At 55.3% G+C, this 19,529-nt stretch carries 14 protein-coding genes; 2 read left to right on the top strand and 12 right to left on the bottom strand.

Going from position 1 to position 19,529, the window contains the following annotated elements; all coding sequences use genetic code 11:
* Positions 1–115: 115 nt before the first annotated feature.
* The 12 genes from JO972_RS09500 to JO972_RS09445 all read right to left on the bottom strand — a co-directional run bounded on the left by JO972_RS09500 (position 116) and on the right by JO972_RS09445 (position 16,687).
* Positions 116–910, bottom strand: a complete 795-nt coding sequence (locus JO972_RS09500) for a PEP-CTERM sorting domain-containing protein (RefSeq protein WP_309489801.1) — start codon at positions 908–910, stop codon at positions 116–118.
* 313 nt (positions 911–1,223) lie between these two features.
* Entirely contained in the window at positions 1,224–2,801 is a 1,578-nt protein-coding gene (locus tag JO972_RS09495; protein ID WP_309489800.1) for a sulfatase family protein, read from the bottom strand.
* A 5-nt stretch (positions 2,802–2,806) separates the two neighbouring features.
* On the bottom strand, positions 2,807–4,249 hold the full coding sequence (locus tag JO972_RS09490) for a sulfatase family protein (protein WP_309489799.1): 1,443 nt from the start codon (positions 4,247–4,249) through the stop codon (positions 2,807–2,809).
* A 39-nt stretch (positions 4,250–4,288) separates the two neighbouring features.
* Entirely contained in the window at positions 4,289–5,761 is a 1,473-nt protein-coding gene (locus JO972_RS09485) for a sulfatase family protein (protein WP_309489798.1), read from the bottom strand.
* Positions 5,762–5,915: 154 nt separating this feature from the next.
* Positions 5,916–6,698: a PEP-CTERM sorting domain-containing protein gene (locus tag JO972_RS09480; RefSeq protein ID WP_309489797.1), complete on the bottom strand. Its 783-nt coding sequence runs from the start codon at positions 6,696–6,698 to the stop codon at positions 5,916–5,918.
* Between the two features lie 228 nt (positions 6,699–6,926).
* Positions 6,927–8,330: a sulfatase-like hydrolase/transferase gene (locus tag JO972_RS09475; protein ID WP_309489796.1), complete on the bottom strand. Its 1,404-nt coding sequence runs from the start codon at positions 8,328–8,330 to the stop codon at positions 6,927–6,929.
* A gap of 1 nt (position 8,331) precedes the next feature.
* On the bottom strand, positions 8,332–9,786 hold the full coding sequence (locus JO972_RS09470; RefSeq protein ID WP_309489795.1) for a sulfatase family protein: 1,455 nt from the start codon (positions 9,784–9,786) through the stop codon (positions 8,332–8,334).
* A gap of 118 nt (positions 9,787–9,904) precedes the next feature.
* Complete coding sequence (locus JO972_RS09465) at positions 9,905–11,470, bottom strand: sulfatase family protein (protein ID WP_309489794.1); 1,566 nt, start codon at positions 11,468–11,470, stop codon at positions 9,905–9,907.
* A gap of 23 nt (positions 11,471–11,493) precedes the next feature.
* Complete coding sequence (locus tag JO972_RS09460; RefSeq protein WP_309489793.1) at positions 11,494–12,867, bottom strand: sulfatase family protein; 1,374 nt, start codon at positions 12,865–12,867, stop codon at positions 11,494–11,496.
* A 12-nt stretch (positions 12,868–12,879) separates the two neighbouring features.
* A complete protein-coding gene (locus JO972_RS09455; protein WP_309489792.1) occupies positions 12,880–14,271 on the bottom strand; it encodes a sulfatase family protein in 1,392 nt (463 codons plus the stop codon).
* 39 nt (positions 14,272–14,310) lie between these two features.
* Complete coding sequence (locus JO972_RS09450) at positions 14,311–15,750, bottom strand: sulfatase-like hydrolase/transferase (protein ID WP_309489791.1); 1,440 nt, start codon at positions 15,748–15,750, stop codon at positions 14,311–14,313.
* A 148-nt stretch (positions 15,751–15,898) separates the two neighbouring features.
* The gene (locus JO972_RS09445) at positions 15,899–16,687 is read right to left on the bottom strand and encodes a PEP-CTERM sorting domain-containing protein (RefSeq protein ID WP_309489790.1); all 789 of its coding nucleotides are present in this window, start codon (positions 16,685–16,687) and stop codon (positions 15,899–15,901) included.
* A gap of 178 nt (positions 16,688–16,865) precedes the next feature.
* On the opposite strand from JO972_RS09445, the gene JO972_RS09440 reads away from it, so the two are divergent.
* Both JO972_RS09440 and JO972_RS09435 read left to right on the top strand, forming a co-directional pair.
* Positions 16,866–18,857: a sensor histidine kinase gene (locus JO972_RS09440; protein ID WP_309489789.1), complete on the top strand. Its 1,992-nt coding sequence runs from the start codon at positions 16,866–16,868 to the stop codon at positions 18,855–18,857.
* On the top strand, positions 18,854–19,513 hold the full coding sequence (locus tag JO972_RS09435; protein ID WP_309489788.1) for a response regulator: 660 nt from the start codon (positions 18,854–18,856) through the stop codon (positions 19,511–19,513). The genes JO972_RS09440 and JO972_RS09435 overlap by 4 nt, the downstream gene beginning before the upstream one ends.
* Positions 19,514–19,529 lie beyond the last annotated feature (16 nt).

Here is a 19,529-nt window from a genome sequence, read left to right as displayed (position 1 = left end):
TCTTGCTTCATTGAGCGCGATGCCCTCAAGTCCCGAGTCGGGCGCTAGGAAGGCATCCCTATAAAAAATCCCCGACCACCTACGTGATCGGGCATGGGGAAAACCGGCTGTCGGATTACTTGCGACGACGCAGGATCAAAGCAAGCCCACCGAGGCCAAGAAGTGCTGTGGTGGACGGTTCAGGAACCACCCCCACTTCGAGATAGTCAAACTGCGCATTCCCGTTGGGGTTCGAGTTGTGTGACTTTAGCACCAAACCGACCCGAGAATTGGCAAAACTGCCTTCTCGGTCTTCTGCCAGATCAGTCAACTGCGTCCATTCATCACCCCCATCCTCCTTGAAAAAGAAATTATAGGTATCGGTCGCTCCACCTTCGGTAATCTCGACGCGCAGGAAGATATTGGTATCGGAGGTGTCGATCGCGCCATTGACGCCACCACCCACCGAGAAAGCGGCATGCTGGACCGTCCAGTTATTCCAATCATTGAGAAGCAACGCAAAAGTGTCGTTAGGGCCACCTGGGTTGTATCCGTCGGTGTCATTCCCAAAGGTGATCCCCGCCTGGTCGTAGCCGGCAGCACCACCCGTGTGGTTATTCATGTTGATCTGAGTCTCCACATACCAAGTCTCGCCAGCCACGACCGAAGGGGCTGATACCCAAGCGATGGGAGCATTTTCACGGTTGTCCCACAGATTGGCGCCATTGGCGGTGAGGTCAAGTTGGTCGTTGGCGGTATCCAGGGTAATTGTTCCGCTGTTAGCTCCAGTCGTGCTCGGCGTATCCACAGTCAAACCTGTGATATCTCCGATACTGTCTTCGGTGAAATCACTGTAAAAAGTGATCGCAGCATGGGTGGAACTTGCTCCGACAATAGCGAGAGGGAGGAGGGTGCAGATGAGAGGTTTCATAGAGATGATTGATTGGGGTGTTGAGACGAACACCCTCAACGGCATTCATGCAAATCATGATACCGACTTCTCCGCATCTGAACAAGATGGCATAATCCACATCTTGATGGCAAATTTCCACATCGCTGACGGAAAAAGCAGCAGCTCGTGCCACCTCATGAGTCAGTCTCGGAAAGCCTGGGTTTTTAACCGCTAATCGTCGGTAACCACGTCCTGCCAGAGGTCGCACACATAGACCTCGCCAGGATGAAAAAAAATGACCCCCGCCGGAGATCTCGGCGAGGGTGATGGAGAGTATTCCAGCCAGTTGCGCTTACTTCTTCTTGCCGCGTCTCTTCTGGACCAAGCCTGATTGATACTCGGCGAGCTGCTGCTTCATCTGCTGCACCACTTCCGGATGCTGGCGGATGATGTTCTGGGTCTGATTCGGGTCGGCCTCGAGATCATAGAGCTGGGCGGCGGGTGTGCCTTTTTTAAACCTTCCGTTTTCGATGTCGCTATTCGGGGTATTCACCAGCTTGGTGACCGCAGGGCCGCCCCAGGCATGCTGACCGGGTTTCGAGCCGGTGAAGCCGCCATCACCCTTGGCGGGAATATACATCCACTTGCCTTTGCGCAGGGCGGTGTGGCTGGGCTTGCGGCAAGTGACGATCATGTCGCCACGCAATGTCTGTTCCGGGTCTCCTACGAAGGCGGGCAGCATGTTGATGCTGTCGTTTTGCTCTTCGGCGCTGAGGGTTTGCCCGGTGAGCGCGGCAAAGGTGGCTTTCAGATCGACGCTGTTCATCAGCTGACCCGACACGCTACCGGCTTCGATTTTCCCGGGCCACCAAGCAATGAATGGCACACGGTGTCCACCTTCCCAGATGCCGAACTTGGATCCTAACAAATCGCCATTGATCTTATGCCCCTTGTCCGCCGCAACGCGTCCACCGAGGTTGAACATGCCGCCGTTGTCACTGGTGAAGATCACTAGGGTGTTCTCGGCGACACCAGCAGCTTCGAGACTTTTCATGATCTCGCTGACAATCCAGTCCAGCTCATGCACGAAGTCTCCGTATACGCCGGCCTCACTGCTGTTCTGGAATCGTTTCGCCGGAGTGAAGGGGTGATGCACATTGGTGGTGGCGAAGTACATGAAGAAGGGGTTCTCGCCGCGTGACTTGATCCACTCGGTCGCTTTCTCGGTGAGTTTGGTGCCGACCTCGAAGTCGTTGAACTGCTTGTGGGCCTCGACAGCGCCGCTGAACATATTTGGCGTGCGTTGTGCCGCCTCCTCGGGGATCGGGGTGATGGGAGTGACGTTCTTGGCTTTCCGACCGACATAGACCAGAGGGTCGTTAGGGTCTCCGCCGACCACTTGATCGTTCTCCACAAACACATACGGAGGTGCGCTGTTCACCACCGGCATGCCGAAGTAGTAATCAAATCCAAGGTCCTGGGGCCCCGGACGCAGCGGCACTTGCCAATTGTTTTTACCTTTGCCAAACCCCAGATGCCACTTGCCAAAGGCCGCCGTGTCATAGCCTTTCTGTTTAAACACATCCGCGATGGTTTGCTGCTCGGTATCGATGAGCAAGGGCGACTCGATGGGTGCCGGTCCCCAGATCCCCTTACCTCCGTGAGCGCGTGATGGATACTGACCCGTTAGAAGTCCGTAACGTGACGGCGTGCAGACGGCGGAGGCCGAGTGGGCATCGGTGAAGCGTTTTCCCTCAGCCGCCAGTTTGTCAATGTGCGGCGTCTTCAACTTGGTGGCACCGTAGCAACCGAGGTCGCCATAACCCAAGTCATCGGCGAAGATCAGGACCACATTCGGCTGCTTGGCGGTTAGGCTTCCTGCCGCTAAAAGCGTCAGAAGCGAGGTGAGGTAACGGGTCGTTTTTTTCATGATGCTTAGTTTGCTTTTTGCTTTCGTTTTTTGGGAGCCGGCGCTTTGAATTTCCAATCCTGTGACAGCGTGCGACGCTTCGCTCCGAAGGTTCGAGCGTTGGTGCCAAAGTGATTGTGATCGCCGATGTCGGTCTGGGCCCACTTGGCCAGAGTCATCAACTCCGCCACGACTTCCGGGTGCTGCGCCGCGAGATCCGTGGTTTCGGAGAGGTCCGTCTCCAGGTTATAGAGCTGGGCCGAGGTGAGACGTTTTGAATCTGCCGGGTTCACGTGTCCCCGCCATTTCGTCGCGATGCTGCCTAGGACGGGCTCGGTGTGTGGCAGCATGAGTTTCCACTTTCCGGAGCGGACGCCGCGTAGGCAATCGTGCTGGTAGTAATAGTAGGGGCGCTTCAGGCTGTCTTGTTGGCCGTGCATGATGGCGCTGATATCTACGCCATCGATCACGCGATCCGCCGGCACTTCCGCGCCAGCTAATCGGGCGAAGGTGGGAAACAGATCGATGGTGGCGGTGATGGCATCGGTGATCGTTTCGGCCGGGACTTTTCCGGGGGCGCGGATGATGCATGGCACGCGCATCCCCCCTTCCCAACAAGTGGTCTTGCCGCTGCGCAGTGGCTGGGCATGTCCCCCGTGAGCTTTGCGGACCAACCACGGGCCGTTGTCGCTGGTGAAGATGACGTAAGTATTTTCATCGAGACCGAGCTGTTTCACCTTATCTAACAATCGGCCAACATGGTAATCCAACTCTTCGATGACATCGCCATACAGTCCGCCCTGGGACTTGCCTTTGAATTTCTCAGAAGCGGCCAGCTTCGTGTGCGGCATGCTGTGCGCGAGATAGACAAAAAATGGGGCGGCGTGATGTTCCTCGATGAATGCCAAGGCCTCGTCCGTGTAACGCGCGGTCAGTGTCGACATGTCCGCCTTTTTTTCAACCACCCGAGTGCCGCGCAGCAGGTTGACGCTGCGATCATTGCTGGAGGGGGTTCCGAAGAAGGTATCGAAACCTTGATACTTCGGCAGCAATGACTCCTTGTAGCCCACTTGCCGATGCCCGGCGAGATCCCACTTGCCAAAGGCTGCCGTGCGATACCCCTGTTTCTTAAGCACCTCGGCGATGGTGATTTCCTTGCTGTGTAACTCCGGGTGCTCCGAATCAGGGTCGGCCTGCCGGGCAAAACGGATTGGATAGCTTCCCGTCATCAATGCTCCACGCGACGGACCGCACACCGTCTGGGCGTAGAAACTGGTGAACCGCATTCCCTCCTTGGCCATCTGATCGATCCTCGGAGTTTTGATATCCGGCGATCCATAACAGCCAAGATCCTGGTAGCCTTGGTCATCGGTGAAGATGAGGATGAAGTTGGGCGACTTCGCTTGGGCTGCAGCGCTGCATGTCAGCAAAGTCAGGCCAAACATCCATAACCTGAGACGCTTGTTCATTGTTATCATCGTTGAATGATTACCACACATAGGACTTTCTTATTTCGCTTTTCTCTTACGGGCAGGTGCGCCCTTGAACTCACTTTTGCCCCGGCCTTTTTCGTCATCCGACAGCTTCTCCCAATCCTGTGCCTGATTGCTCAAGATCGGCACCTCAGGAAAGAGGGTTCCGGTTGGGCGCTGTTCGGATCCGCGCTCGCCAAACTCACCGAGCTTTTCGCGTGTTTTCTCGGCCAGCTTAATCATCGCTGCCACACGTTCCGGATGTTGCGCCGCCACGTCTTGGGATTCGGCGGCATCTTGCTTCAGGTTGTAGAGCTTGGGGGTCTGGATCGGTTTCTGCTTTCGCTGAGCCCACCATGGGATCTGACGAGTCTCACGCGGCAGGTGAATTTTCCAATCACCCACGCGGACCGCCTGCAGGTTCTCGCAGTTGTAGTAGAAAAATGGTGCTTCATGCTTGCGGGTAATAGACCCTCCATCGAACAGTGGTGTTAGACTGACACCATCGTATTTCCGATCGCTCGGCATCGGGGCTTTGATCATTTCGCTAAGAGTAGGAAACAGATCCATGGCCACGACCGGCACGGTGGACTCCGCAGGCTGAATCTGCCCTTTCCAGTAAAGGATAAATGGCACCCGGTGGCCGCCCTCCAGCGAAACATACTTGGTGCCGCGGTAGGGTTTGGAATACTTGGGTGAGGTCGGTCCGTTGTCGGAGGTGAAGATGACCATGGTGTTCTCGAGGATGCCATTTTTCTCCAGAGCTTTGAGGATTTCACCGATCCCCCAGTCCGCCTCCTGAATGATGTCACCACGCATGCCGTCCTTGGAGCTGCCTCGGAATTTCGGACCTGCTTTGTAGGGCGTGTGCGGGTAGTTGTGGGCGAAGTAGATGAAGAACGGCTTGTCCTTGAAATCCTCAATATGCTTCACCATGCGCCGGGTGTAGAGCTCCGTGATCTTGTCCAAGGGGGTGTTTTTGTAGATCACCTTTTTCTCATCGAGGAACTCGGTGTTGTGCCCCATGTTGTCAGGCGCGCCGTAGTAGTGATCGAATCCCTGATGGTAATAGGAAAACTTTTCCTCTTTACCGAGGTGCCACTTGCCCACCATGGCCGTGACGTATCCTTGTTTTTTAAACTGCTCGGCAAGGGTGATTTCGTCAGGATTCAATCCGAGAAACCAATGGGCCTCCCTCTTCTGATTAATCCCCATGTAGAGACCACTCCGCTGAGGGTAGGCACCTGTGAGAAAGGCGGCACGCGATGGCGAACAAATCGAGGCCCCGGTGTGGAAATCGGTGAACTTGAGCCCCTCGGCAGCCATGCGGTCAATGTTCGGTGTCTTGACCTTCTTCGCCCCGTAACAGCTGACATCGCTGTAGCCCATGTCGTCCATCAGAATGAAGATAACGTTCGGTTGGTTCGCAGCCTTGTCAGCTTCCGCCTGCACAGCCGAAGCAAAGCCAGCCAGCATGCAGGTGATACTTATTGTTAGGAATATTTTCATCTTGATGATCGTTGGGGAATCGCAGCGAGTCCGAACTAGATACCGTTGCTTGAATCGATTTATATCATTTTAAAAAAGGTCAGAGTCACAAAAAGACCTACCAGGTCGAGGTAGGTCTTTGGGTAAAATTGGCGGAAGGAAATGGCATTTCGGACTACCTGCGCCGACGTAGAATGAGAGCAAGACCACCGAGACCGAGAAGCGCGGTGGACGAGGGTTCGGGAACTAACGTTCCATTCAAAACAACATCATCAAACGCAGTGCCAGATCCACCATTCCCATTCGAAAGGCGGTCGTCGACATAGATTCGGAACTCAATGTTGGACACGCTGTCAAACGCGGCTGCCGAAAGATCCACGTTTTGCGCAGCGTCCGTAACGGTGATACCACCAGAGGCTAGGGTAGAGGCAAAGCTATCCAGTGACGATCTCACTTCATAATCCAATGCTCTCCGATTGGTGCCCATGACATTGAAGCTTAAGTTTTCCAAGTTCAACGTTCCGGCATCGGTGGATACGGTAAATGAGATAAATTGGTTAGCAGCAATTGCCCCAGCCATGTTGTCTTCGGTCCCTGTGTCCAAGCCCCCAGTTTCATACAACACGGCAGCGCCGATGAAGTCCGCATTGTTCTCATTGGGCAGTTGGAAAAATTCGACCAGTGATGAGCCCGTGTCAGTTTGAGTATCAAGGAAGCCGTTATAAGACGCACCGCCAAAATTCGTTGCCGATACTCCAGCCAAGGTAGTAGCCGCATAGTCGATGCCATCCTCCCCCCCAGTGTCTAACCCATCGTTGACGGTATCGAAAAAATCTCCGTCGGGAGTGCCTCCGACTCCGTCCAGTCGATCAAAGTTGTATTCTACCAAAACTGCTGCTTGAGAAGAGAGAGCCGCGGAGCAAAGGATGCTGCCGATGAATGATAGTGTGAGTTTCATATGCTTACTGGGGTTGTTCCACCACTGAAAGACGAATGCATTTTCATGAAATGGATGAATAGGATAAAACGCAAACCGACTCAGCGCAATAGACGGGCTCCACCAACACATGCGTGAAATACACCTACTCAATAGGCTAGCCCCTTGATCTTTGATCCCAGTTCCGATCACTGCCGCGAGCTCTGTGCAGACGTCACCGGCCAAGTCATCGCTTCAACATAGTATTTCTCAGTCCTTGTCTTGAGCTCGAGGAAGACCGTGGGGGCGTTGGTCAGAACCAACAACCTGCAGGCCTCCGATTTCCTGACGCATCGCATCCGCAGCTTTACTTAATTCATCGGCGACCTCCGGACGCGCGTCGAAAATGTTCAATTTTTCTGCCACATCGGTTCGGAGATTGATCAGTAGAGTCTTTTTGAGCGTAGTCAGGATTTTCTTGGGATTGCCACCGGCTTTCTTCGCCCAATACGGTTGGTCGGCAGAGCTGCGTGGGAAATGCAGCTTCCACTTCTCATTGCGCACCGCCTGCAGGTTCAGACCATTGTAGTAGAAAAAGTAATCGTGTGGACTCTGTGGAGATTCACCGTTGAGCACTCCAAGGATGTTCTTGCCATCGAGTGTCACCTTCTCCGGCAGGGCAGCGCCCGCCACATGACTGAACAAAGGCAGCAAATCCATGCTGGTGATCATGGCATCGGAGACCCGACCGGCTGGGATTTTTCCAGGCCAAGAAAAGATCGCCGGCACTCGATGCCCACCTTCCATGGTGACGTATTTACCGCCACGAAATGGTTTTGCCGTGCCATTTTTCGCCGGACCGTTGTCGGAGAGAAAAACGACCAGTGTGTTCTGCTCTATCCCCGCCTTCCTCACGGCATCCATGATCCGCCCCACGCTGTGGTCCAGCTCCAGCACGAAGTCGCCATACTTGCCTCCTTTTTTCCCCGACGCCCCCTTGAACGCGGCGCTCGGCGCGATCGGCGTGTGGGCAATGTGATGGGCGAGGTAAATGAAAAAAGGCTGCGAGTGCTTCTGTTGGATGAACTGGGTCACCTCATCGGTGTAGAGCTGGGTGACTTTTTCAAAATCGATATCGACGACCTCCGGCTCTCGGTTGCGATAAATCGTGCGCTCGTCCTCCCTGCCCTTGGTGCCAATAAAATTCCCGTGCAGACCCAAATACTCATCGAAGCCTGCATCCAGGGGATGCGATCCATCGACGTGAAATCCAAGGTGCCACTTGCCCACCATCTTGGTATGGTAGCCGACCGATTTCAGCTGCTCCGCCATGGTGATTTCCTCAGAGGCGATGCCGTATTTGGCATACTTTTTCGTCGGGTGTCTGGAAATCGGATGCCCAGCACGCATGGGATAGCGGCCGGTCATCAGAGCCGCCCGCGATGGACCGCAGACATTGGCCGCCACCAGGCAATCGGTGGAACGAAAACCACCCGCAGCCAGCGTATCGATTTGCGGAGTCTTCACCTGCGCATCGTAACAGCCGATATCGCCATAGCCGAGGTCGTCGGCAAGGATGAGGATAATGTTAGGTCGCGGGTCGGCAGCCGAGACCCAGCCAGCGAGGAAGACTGGCGCGGAGGTAAGAACGATTCGAAGGAGACTTGAAGGCATGTTACTTTCGTTTGGTGAGCGTCTTGGGATCGGGGACAAGACCGGAAGGTCGAAGGTTCTTGTTCAATTCGGCTTGAAAACGATCCGCGTAGCCACTGAGTTTTGCGACCAAGTCCGGATGCGCAGCGAGCACATTGTGGTTCTCAGCCGGATCCTCCTCAAGATGATAGAGTGCCATGACCGACGAACTCGCCCCCTTACCACGGCGCACGCTGGCCTTTCCACCAAGCTTACCGAAATGCAGTTTCCACGGACCGGAACGCACCGCTTTCAGACGGTTACCCTTGAAATAGAAAAATGCCTGGTGAGGTGAAGGTGTTTGATCGGTCAGAACGGTTAGGACATCTTTGCCGTCGATTGTGCGATCAGATGGAAGCTCGCCGTCGGCGATGCGGGCCAAGGTGGGCAAGAGGTCCATGGCGGTGACGAGCTCATCGATTTCCTGTCCGGCAGGAATGTGACCAGGCCATCGCATCACCGCCGGAACGCGCTGCCCGCCTTCGTAGGTGCTACCTTTGGCTCCTGTGAAGGGCCCCGTGTTTCCCACCGACGGGCCGTTGTCCGAGGTAAAGATCACCAGGGTCTTGTCATCGATCCCGTGCTGTTTCAGAGCATCGAGAACCTGCCCCACCGACCAATCGATCTCACTGATGGCGTGCCGATACATTTGATCCCGGGTCTTGTAGTCCACCCCCTTCTCATCCTTCAGCTTGGCTCTGATGCTGTCAGGAAGCTGCTTCATAAAAGGAGGCGACATATGGATCGGCCGATGAGGGATGGGGTGTGGGATGTAGAGGAAAAAGGGATCGTCCTTATGCCGGGAAATAAAGTCCACGGCACGCTCGGTGATGCGTTGGGTGAGGTAGTCCGCGTCAGGATCCTGCTCGACCACCTTTTCCATTTCCATCAATGGCAGCGGTGGAAACCTGTGCTTTTTGTTGGTGTGATAGGGATGGATGTCGTGGCTGTAGGGCAGACCGAAAAATTCATCGAAACCTTGCCGGGTCGGCAAGAACTCCGGCTGATCGCCCAGGTGCCACTTGCCGAAGATTCCGGTCCTGTAACCCGCCTTTTTCAAAACCTCGGCAATGGTAACCTCATCAGGATGCAGTCCATGTTGATCGCCAGCCAGAAAGACTCCGTTAGCCAGTCCAACACGCTTGGGATAGCAGCCGGTCATCAAGGCCGCGCGCGAGGGAGTGCAAACATTTCCAGCGACGTAAAAACTCGTCAGCTTCGCCCCCTCCGCCGCCATCTGGTCAATCCGTGGAGTTCTCACATGCTCGCCACCGAAGCAGCCAAGGTCGCCGTAGCCTTGGTCATCGGTGAAAATCACAACAACGTTCGGTTTCTCCAGCTGGTCTTCCGCAGACGGATTGGCCGCGACCATGGAAGGCAGCGACACTGCGGTGACCAAACCCAGCGCCACGCGTAGGGGAGCTGGGGCGATCGTCATGATCTGCTGTAGGGGGGTGAGCTTCATTGTTTTGTTAGAATCGACCCGTTTGCATCGAAAGAAATGTTAGGAAATCCATCTGATCTCGAGCGAAGTTGCAGCTCGCACTGGTCACCGGTTATTTCTTTTTCGGTGCCTTGCGGATGTTGATCCAGCCAATGCGTTTGGTCTTCGGTATCTTCGCTTGTTCTTGTTGCAACATGGCCGCGAGTTCGCTGGCTACTTCCGGATGGGACTTGATGACATTGTGACGCTGCGAGGGATCTTTGGCAAGGTGATAGAGCTGTTCGTAGGGAGCATCACGACGGATCTTACCATTCACGATGTCGCTGTTTTGCTTCTGCATCAGCTTCACCGAGATCGGACCACCGACGTTGTGGGCACCCATTTTCTGAGTTTGAAACCCTCCCTCACCGCGCTGAGGAATATACACCCAGTCGCCTTTGCGGATGGACAGGTGATACGGACTGTTAGGGCAAATGACCAAGGTTTCCCGCACCGGTGATTCCGGCGAGCTGATCAATGTGGTCAGCTGGTTAAGGCTGTCTTCCGGGTTCTCCAGTGGTCGATCCACGATGTCAGCCAATGTTGCGAGCCAGTCGATGTGGCTGATCAGCGCGTCCGATGTCGTTCCCGCCGGCACCTTGCCAGGCCAGCGAACGATCATGGGGATACGATGCCCTCCCTCCCAGGCACCGAACTTGGAACCTAGCAGATCTCCATTGATCGGGTGTCCTTTTTGAACCGCGCGCTGGCCTTCCTGGTTGAGCATGCCGCCGTTGTCACTGGTGAAAATCACGAGGGTGTTGTCAGCGACGCCCTGCTTCTCGAGCGCCTTCATGATCTGTCCGGTCATCCAATCGAGTTCATGGGTGAAATCCCCATAGGCTCCCGCCTTGCTGGTTCCGACGAATTGTTGGTCGGGAGTGAACGGGTGATGGATGTTGGTGGTGGAAAGCATCAGAAAGAACGGCTTTTTCTGATCGGTCTGCTGCAGCCACTTGACCGACCGCTGAGTCAGGTTGGTGCCGATCTGGTCATCCACGTAGAGGTCGTGAGCGACTTTCCCTCCGCCAATCCTACCGGCACCTTTGCCCTCCATCGTTTTGACGTAATTTTTACCACCGGCTTTGATGGGGTCTTTGGCATCCAGTCCGACGACCCGATGGTTCTCAACATAGACAAAGGGTGGCACGCTGTTGGCGCAGGGGATGCCATAGAAGTAATCGAAACCAACCTCCAGCGGACCAGGTTTCAGGTCGCCATTCCAATTGGGAGCTTTCTCCCCGAAGCCTAGGTGCCACTTGCCGAAAAAGGCAGTCTGATAGCCGGCTTTCTTGAGCAGCGACGAGATCGTTTCCCTGTCGGTCTCGATGGTCAACTCCGTGTTGTTCAAACATGGGCCCCAGAAATTCTTCCGATGCGGATAGCGGCCGGTCATCAGGCCGTATCGCGAGGGCGAGCAAACCGCCGAAGCCGAATGGGCATCGGTGAAACGCCTGCCGTCGGCGGCAAGTTGATCGATGTTCGGTGTCTGGATCATCTTCGCGCCATAACAGCCGAGGTCGCCGTAACCCAGGTCGTCGGCGAGAATGAGCACGATGTTAGGGCGTTCTGCAGCGGCGACGAGAGAGCTGGCCGCCGTGCAGAAGCAAGCGAGCAAGTGAACGGTAAGTTTTTTCATGATGAACTATTAGCAGGGGCAATCTAGCGGCGGGAGTTCTCACCGATCACGTCGTGGTAGCCGATGTCTTTTTTGGCGAAGTCCAGCTGCTTGAGCAGTCGCGCAACGATTTCCGGATGGCGCTTGGCGACATTGGTCGTTTCGCCGATGTCTTTCGATAGGTTATACAGCGTGAGCTCTTCGATGTAGCCTCGATCTTCGGGCGGCACATGCGATTGCCAAAGCTCGCCTTCTTTCGTCCGATCCAGTTTCGTGTGTGGCAGGTGCAGTTTCCAGTCGCCCTGGCGCACGGCACGCAGCGACTGGTGCTGGTAGAAAAAGAACGGCCGATCGAGCTTCGTTTGTTTGCCGTGGAAAACGTCCGAGATATCGATGCCATCGATCACCCGATCGTCCGGGACTTTGGCTCCGGCTATGTTGACAATACTGGGTAGAAGATCGATGGTGGAGGTCACTAGGTCCGAAGTCGTGTCCGCCGGAACTTTCCCGGGCGCGCGGATGATGAATGGCACGCGCAGGCCGCCGTCGTAGGTGCTGGTTTTGGCGCTGCGCAGAGGTTCGCAGTGGCCGGCATGTTTCCCCTCCCGCCACCACGGGCCGTTATCGCTGGCGAAAATGATGTAGGTGTTGTCGTCCAAACCCAGCTCTTTGACCTTATCTAACAATCGTCCAGTATGGAAATCGAGTTCCTCGATCACATCGCCATAGAGGCCAGCCTTGGACTTCCCCTTGAATGCTTTGGAAGCACCAATCGGAGTGTGCGGCATGGGATGAGCGAGATAGAAGAAAAAGGGATCGTCTTTGTTCGCCTCGATGAACTCAATCGCCTTGTCGGTGAACAGTTTGGTGAGAGAAGACTTGGCAGGTTTTTTAAGCACCGTTTTTTCCCCTTCGCGGATCAGCTTGCAGGCACTGGTCTCGGCCCAGAAGGTGGAATCGAAGCCCTGATTGGCCGGACCGAGCTCGATCTTGAACGTAGGACGACCTCGGGTTCTCCTGCCGGAAAGGTCCCACTTGCCGGCCATGCCCGTCTTGTATCCCAGCGGATGAAGCAGCTCGGGAATAGTCACTTCACTGAGCGCCATGGCTGGGTGTGGAATCAAGCCGTCGTCATGCTCTGCCCTGGCGGTGCGCATCGGGTATGACCCAGTGAGCAGCGAGGTGCGGGCCGGGCCGCAAACTGTTTGAGCGTAGAAGCTGGTGAACCTCATCCCCTCCTTCGCCATCTGATCGATGCGCGGGGTCTTGATATCCGGCGAACCATAACAGCCAAGGTCCTGGTAGCCCTGGTCATCGGTGAGGATGATGATGAAATTGGGTTTCGCGGCCGATGCCCAGAGCGGCACGAACAAAAATGCCAGCGTGAGAGAGTAAAGTGAGTGCCAAGTGCGTTTCATAATATGCTCCAACTATTTGTTCATGGTCAAAGGCACCGGGTTTTCGACTGTGCCGGCGGGGCGCTCGTTGGCATCCATATCTTTGACGAAGCCTTGCATCGCGGCCTTGAGCTGCTGCACGATTTCCGGGTGGCTCGCGGCCACGTTTTTCTTCTCGCTGATATCTTCTTCCAGATTGTACAGCGCCTCCTTGCCATTGATGATCCGGAGTTTCCAATCTTTCCAGCGCACCGCCTCGAGCACACCCCAGTGCGCGTAGAAGAAATATTCGTGCGGACTTGCGGCACCATTCACGATCGCGGGCATGATGTCTTTGCCATCGATCACAAGGTCCTCCGGCAGCTTTGCACCACTGAGTTTGGCGAAGGTGGGCAACACGTCCATGGCGGTGAGGATCTTGTTATTTTCGATGCCGGCAGGAATCCCCTTCGGCCACCGGATGACGGTGGGCACACGCTGACCTCCTTCCAGGGTGCTGCCTTTCCGACCACTCAGTGGCTTGGCGGAACCACTGGCCGGGCCGTTATCGGTGGTGAACAGCACGATGGTATTGTCATCGATCCCCTGCTCTTTCAGGGTCTTGAGAATCTCACCCACGGACCAATCGATTTCGCAAATCACACTGCCGAAGATGCCTTTTTTCGATCCACGCACTTTATTCCGGTGCTTGGCGAACTCCTTCTTGGCTTGGGGCGATGCGGCCAGCGGTCCGTGCGGCAGCGGGTGCGCGACGTAGAGGAAGAAGTTCTCGTCCTTGTTGCGTTTGATAAAGTCGACAGCGCGCTCGGTGATGCGGCGAGTCAGCAGGTCGGCATTCGGCTCCATTTCGAGCACCTTCTCTCCTTCTAACAATGGTAGCGGAGGAAACTTGAAGAACTTCTGGTTTTTGTGCTTCGGGTGGATGTCGTGGCTGTAGGGAATGCCGAAGTATTCTTCAAAGCCTTGTCGGGTCGGCAAGAACTCGGGCTGATCGCCCAGGTGCCACTTGCCGAACATGCCGGTCTTGTAGCCTGCGGATTGGGCCACCTCCGCGATGGTGAGTTCTTTTGGATTCAGTCCACGACCATCACTGGCCAGACAGACAGGAAACTTTCTCCCCTTTGTGTGTTTCATGTTCACCTCAATGGACGACGGCACATCCATGTCCACCCGTGCCGGATAACAACCGGTCATCAGGGCGGCGCGCGAGGGGGTGCACAGTGGGGCAGCGACATAAAAGCTGGTCAACCGCGCGCCCTCCTTGGCCATCTGGTCAATGTTCGGCGTGTAGACGTGTTTGCCACCGAAACAACTGAGGTCGGCATAACCCTGGTCATCCGTTAGGATCAGGATGAAGTTCGGTTTTGAGCTCTCGGCGGAAAGCCACATCGGGAGACAGAGGAGAGCGAGAAGCAGGCGTTGCATGATGGCCATCGGTGGTTTCATAGGTTTATGGTTGGGGACTTACTTTTTGCGGCGCTTCTTGATGAAATGCGGTTGGTTGAGATTTCCTGGGTAAGCATTGGCGGGTCGGTCGCTGCCGTCCTGATCCCAATCGCCCAATTCCTTACGCGCCTGTGCCGCCATTTTTTGCAGGGCATCGGTCTGCTCGGGATGCTCTTGCGTTACGTCCTTCTTTTCCGCCAAGTCATCGGGCAGATGGTTCAACACCGGGTGGGTCAGGTTCTTGTAGCCACCCTTGCCCAGAGCCCAGTAAACCGCGTTGTCATTCTTGCGCGGCAGGTGAAGTTTCCATGGCCCGCGGCGCACCGCCTCCAGACTCAGTCCGTTGTAGTAGAAAAATTCCTGACGAGGGCTCTGCTTTTTGTTCTGACTGAGCAAGGGCAACAAATCATAACCGTCGTAGCGGCGATCCTCAGGGAGAGAGGAACCTGTTGCGGCTGCAATTGTCGGCATGAGATCCAGTGCCGACACCATCTCATCGCTCACCTGCCCGGCGGGGAAATGGCCGGGCCAGCGGATCATCGCAGGCACGCGGTGGCCACCTTCCATGGTGCTGTATTTTCCCTCTGAAAATGGCTCCGCCGAACCGGCGGGAAGCCACGGTCCGTTGTCCGAAGCAAAGATCACGATGGTATCGTCCTCGATGCCCAAGGACTTGAGTGCAGCCATCACCTGACCGACGTGATGATCCAGTTCACGCACCATGGCAGGAAGCACCTTGGGGTTCATGCGGCCTTTCTTTTTCTGATACGACGCCCACTCGGCATCGGTGCAGAATTGCTTGTTAGGCGACCAAGGACCGTGCACCAGGTAGTGCGCGAGGTAGATGAAAAACGGTTTCTTGGCCTGCTGTTGTTCGTTCATAAAGGAAATCGTCGCATCGGTGAGCTTCTGATGCGCCTGCGAGAACATGATCTTCCCCTGTGGCTCATCGTTGTGCAGCCACACGTTCGGTTTTCCGACTGGGAAGTTATACAGGCTGCCCACGTATCGATCGAATCCCTGCTTGAGAGGACCGTAAAGTTCCGGCTCGCCCAGGTGCCATTTGCCAAATGCGGCTGTGGCGTATCCCTGCGGCTTCAGCACTTCGGCCAAGGTCACCTCACTCAGTGGCAGGCCGACGTGTTCATTCCACAGCGGGTCTTTGCCGTTGGGACAAACCGGCAATCCGACACGCTGCGGGTAGTGACCGGTCAACACCGCCGCCCGGCTCGGAGAACAGACGTTGCTGGCCGAGAGGTAGTTAGTGAAGCAAATGCCCTCGGCAGCAAGCTTGTCGATCTGTGGCGTCTCAGTTTTCGAACCATAACAAGCAAGATCGCCGTAGCCCATGTCATCGACATAGATCAGCAGGATGTTGGGTTGGCCACTGGTTTTCGCATGAACCGGTCCCATGCTCAGCACTGACAGCAGCAGTGTAATCGATAACTTAAATTTCATTTTCATTGGATTAACAGAACGATGAGTATTTCTTCGTATGAGAAAGAAAAAGCACCTATCTGAACGGCTGCAAATTGTCGATTTCCTTAGACCAGAAACGCCTCCAACCATGAGGGGTTGAAGGCGTTCGAGGGATCAAAAAGAATGCTTATTTCCGGCGACGCAGGATAAGAGCGAGTCCACCGAGGCCGAGAAGGGCTGTGGTCGATGGCTCTGGGACCGCTTCTAGTGTGAGACCACCTACAGTAACGTGGTTGGTTCGAGTCACTTGAATGACAAGGTTTCCACTTCCGTCTGTTTGTAGTCCATCGGCAGATTTATAGCCATCGGTGCTGGTAGCCACGAAAGACGAGATACTATCATTCTGATTCGTTGAAATACCTGTGCTACCACTATCAAAAGACCAAGTTGCATTGAAGTTAGCGTTAGGGCCTTCAAAGCCACCGGTCAGATTGTAAGTTAAGCTATCATCGAGACCTGTGAAAGTAAGTAGAAGGTATCCACCAGCATCCAGACCACCTGTGCTACCAGATTGATTTGAGATCAGACCGTCAACGTAGATTGAGGACTCATCAAAAGGAGTGGGGCCTGCACTGCCATTGGAAATAAGTGCGTCGGCAGTGTTATCTCCACTCTGGTTCTCAACCGAGAAACCCACACCAGTAACATTACCACCATCAAGGTTGATGAGAGTTCCTGCAAATGTTGATATTGCACCATCGGCAATATTTGGGTGACCAAAGTCATTAAAGTTTCCTGATCCGGCATAGGGCGTTGACCCAAAGTCGATGCCGATGGTCGTACCCGCAGTGATGGCAGCATTAGCTGCTCCTGTCATGCCCACAGCAAGGGCTAGTCCAGTGAGTATTGTCTGTTTTTTCATGGTGAGTTTTTTTTGTACTGATTGCGCTGTTCGCAATCGTTTGATGTGCACCATGAGCATGCACCATCTCCCCCGTCTGGTAAGCTAGGTATTTCCCTAGTTCTTCGCCAGTTATGACATACAAGCTTTTTGGCTAGCCCATGGACATCTGTCGGACTGCGTGATAATTTTCCACTTACCGATGCCCCTGTTCCCCCTCCTCTTTCTACTGAGCCTTGTCTCAGGTCTTGCTATGGCAGAGACAGATCTCTCCAAGCTCAGTACAGATGAGCTTGAGGACCGGCAGCAGGAAATGGAAGCCGAACTGGATAGCCTCGCGCGACTCACCCTGCGCAGCGGTGTGGGCAATGTCGGGTGGATCTCATCAGCACAAAAAAATCCCGAGCAGCCGGAGTGGGCAGAAGTTCGAATCCCCAAGGAGAGCCGCTTTGATCGCATCGTGCTGGCTCCAGTGCTTTGGCTCGATGCCCAGAAAGGCCCCCAGGCAGATGGCCTCCCCACCGCCTTCCAAATCATCGCTGGCCAAGATGGCGACACCGAGGGACAGGTGATCGCCGAGATGGGTCCGGCCGACCAGTATCTGCCACGCATCGCCCCCTTAGTGATCGATGTGCCCCCGACCCGAGCCTCATGGCTTCGCATCGTCGCCACCGAGCTGCCGCCCCACAGTCGGAACGAGAACCGGGTTTTCAAGCTCTCCGAGATCATGATTTTTTCCGGTGAACACAACATCGCCCTGCACCAGCCAGTCCGTGTCTCATCGACAGTGGCAGGCTGGCGACAAGCGGCCATCTATAAGAAAACCCTCGTCGATGGCCTAACCCCCTTCCTGATCGATGCCGCCACGGAAGAAAAAGGAGACCCTTTCCTCGCGACCACCATTCGCACCACGCCCTTCGTCATGACCATTGACCTGGGCACCAGCCATCGCATCGATGGCATCCGGCTGCACAGCGCGCTCATCGATGAATACGTGCCCCAGATGAATGCCACCGACTTTGGTCTGCCCAAACAATTCACCCTTGTCGGAGCCAATCAGCCGGATTTTTCCGACTCCACGATGCTGGCCCATTACCGACTCCAATCGGTCTATCAGGCGGGCAACATCCAGGAAATCAGGTTTGCAAAAACAGCCTGCCGATATGTCAGACTCACCGTGCCCCAGGACGGCTGGTCGATCGATACCAAACAGATCCGCAGCATCATCAGCCTGGACGAGATCGAAGTGCTCGCGGCTGGAGTGAACGTGGCACAAGGGGCACCGGTGAAGTTTCCCAAGCGACTAACAGCAGTCCATGGCAACAAGGACCGCGTCTTTCACGTGCTCTTCACCAAGGACAGGTTGACCGACGGCAAAAACCACTTTGGAAACCTGCTCACCATGCGCGAGTGGACAGAGCAATTGGCCCGACGTCACGATCTGGAAATCCTCCAGCCCAAGATTGCCGAGGCATTGGATCGGAAATACAGCCAGCAGAGAACGAACCTGAGAAGGATGTATTGGCTGGTCGCCATCCTCATCGCGAGCATCATTATCGGCTTCCTCATTGCCCGAATCCTGCAGATGCGTGCCGTGCTCAAGGTCCGTGAACGCATCGCCGCCAACCTCCACGACGAGCTCTCAGCCAGCCTGCACGCCATGGTGCTCTTGGGCGATATGGCGAAGAAGCATATCCAGTCACCTGACAAGCTGCACGAAGTCGTCGAGCGGATGCAAAAAGTGTCGCGCCGCAGCCGCATTGCCGCCCGCCACTGTGCGAACATGCTGCAGTCTGACACGCTCTGCCAGGATCTGGTGAAGGAGGTGAAATTCTCGGCAGACCGACTGCTGGCCGACATCCCCCACGAAGTAAGCATCGAAGGAGAAGCCTTTCTTCACCAGCTTCCCAGGCGTCAACGCAACGACCTCTTTCTTTTCTACCAAGAGTGCCTGACCAATATTGCACGCCACGCCGAAGCCACCGCCTGCACGGTGGAGCTCCGCGGCTCTGCCACGGGCGTGGAGCTGGTGGTCACCGATAACGGCAATGGTATGAGCGCCACCCCGCCCTCGCTGGTGAAACGTGCTCGCTTGCTGAAAGCCCGGGTCGTGATAGAAACTCCAGATCACGGGGGCAGCCGCATCACCCTCAAATACCATCCCCGGAACGGTCTCACCGCCACGCGCACGGAAGCCTCAAACAGCGATCCATCACTTGCCCCTGAACCTAACACTAAGCCATGAAAAAGATTCGAATCACATTGGTCGAAGACAGTCCAGACTACCAACAGGTCATCGCCTTTGGGCTGGAAGATGAAAGCGACATCGAAGTCATTGGCACCTTCAACACCGCCGATGCCGCCCTGCGTGCGTTGAAAAAATCTACCGAGGCAGACATGCCCGACCTCATCTTGTTAGACCTCAATTTGCCGGGCATCTCCGGTCTTGAAGCCATCGCCCAAATCAAGAAACTCGCGCCCGCCACTGAAATCATCATTCTCACAGAGTCTGAACGCGAGGCCGATGTGCTCACCGCCATATCATCCGGAGCTGTGGGCTACCTTTTGAAAGAGTCCTCTCTGGAACAAATTACGCAGGGTATTCGCACCGTGATGTCAGGTGGGGCCTCGCTCGACCCCGGCATGGCCCGATACCTGTTAGGAAATCAGCAGAGCCATTTGGCAGCCGATGGCTCGTCCGCATTATCCCCACGTGAACTGGAAATCCTACACCTCATCGCCGAAGGCCAGGTGCAGAAAAAAATCGCCGCCGAGCTCAACATCAGCCCCAAGACCGTGGACTTTCATATCGGCCACATTTACAAAAAACTCAACGCGCCCAACGCACCGTCAGCGGTCGCCAAAGCCTATCAAAGTGGTATTTTACGCCGCGAACCATAATCAGCGCCCCCAAGCG

It is taken from the genome of Oceaniferula flava (assembly GCF_016811075.1).
Lineage (GTDB): Bacteria > Verrucomicrobiota > Verrucomicrobiia > Verrucomicrobiales > Akkermansiaceae > Oceaniferula > Oceaniferula flava.
Note: the sequence above shows the minus strand (reverse complement) of the source record. Positions and strands in the feature narration are given on the sequence as shown.

What these genes read in the sequence shown, in the direction of transcription:
- JO972_RS09455 (WP_309489792.1), bottom strand. Translation starts at nt 14,271, where the DNA reads ATGCAACGCCTGCTTCTCGCTCTCCTCTGTCTCCCGATGTGGCTTTCC.
- JO972_RS09465 (WP_309489794.1), bottom strand. Translation starts at nt 11,470, where the DNA reads ATGAAAAAACTTACCGTTCACTTGCTCGCTTGCTTCTGCACGGCGGCC.
- JO972_RS09470 (WP_309489795.1), bottom strand. Translation starts at nt 9,786, where the DNA reads ATGACGATCGCCCCAGCTCCCCTACGCGTGGCGCTGGGTTTGGTCACC.
- JO972_RS09480 (WP_309489797.1), bottom strand. Translation starts at nt 6,698, where the DNA reads ATGAAACTCACACTATCATTCATCGGCAGCATCCTTTGCTCCGCGGCT.
- JO972_RS09460 (WP_309489793.1), bottom strand. Translation starts at nt 12,867, where the DNA reads ATGAAACGCACTTGGCACTCACTTTACTCTCTCACGCTGGCATTTTTG.
- JO972_RS09495 (WP_309489800.1), bottom strand. Translation starts at nt 2,801, where the DNA reads ATGAAAAAAACGACCCGTTACCTCACCTCGCTTCTGACGCTTTTAGCG.
- JO972_RS09475 (WP_309489796.1), bottom strand. Translation starts at nt 8,330, where the DNA reads ATGCCTTCAAGTCTCCTTCGAATCGTTCTTACCTCCGCGCCAGTCTTC.
- JO972_RS09500 (WP_309489801.1), bottom strand. Translation starts at nt 910, where the DNA reads ATGAAACCTCTCATCTGCACCCTCCTCCCTCTCGCTATTGTCGGAGCA.
- JO972_RS09445 (WP_309489790.1), bottom strand. Translation starts at nt 16,687, where the DNA reads ATGGTGCACATCAAACGATTGCGAACAGCGCAATCAGTACAAAAAAAA.
- JO972_RS09435 (WP_309489788.1), top strand. Translation starts at nt 18,854, where the DNA reads ATGAAAAAGATTCGAATCACATTGGTCGAAGACAGTCCAGACTACCAA.
- JO972_RS09490 (WP_309489799.1), bottom strand. Translation starts at nt 4,249, where the DNA reads ATGAACAAGCGTCTCAGGTTATGGATGTTTGGCCTGACTTTGCTGACA.
- JO972_RS09440 (WP_309489789.1), top strand. Translation starts at nt 16,866, where the DNA reads ATGGCAGAGACAGATCTCTCCAAGCTCAGTACAGATGAGCTTGAGGAC.
- JO972_RS09485 (WP_309489798.1), bottom strand. Translation starts at nt 5,761, where the DNA reads ATGAAAATATTCCTAACAATAAGTATCACCTGCATGCTGGCTGGCTTT.
- JO972_RS09450 (WP_309489791.1), bottom strand. Translation starts at nt 15,750, where the DNA reads ATGAAATTTAAGTTATCGATTACACTGCTGCTGTCAGTGCTGAGCATG.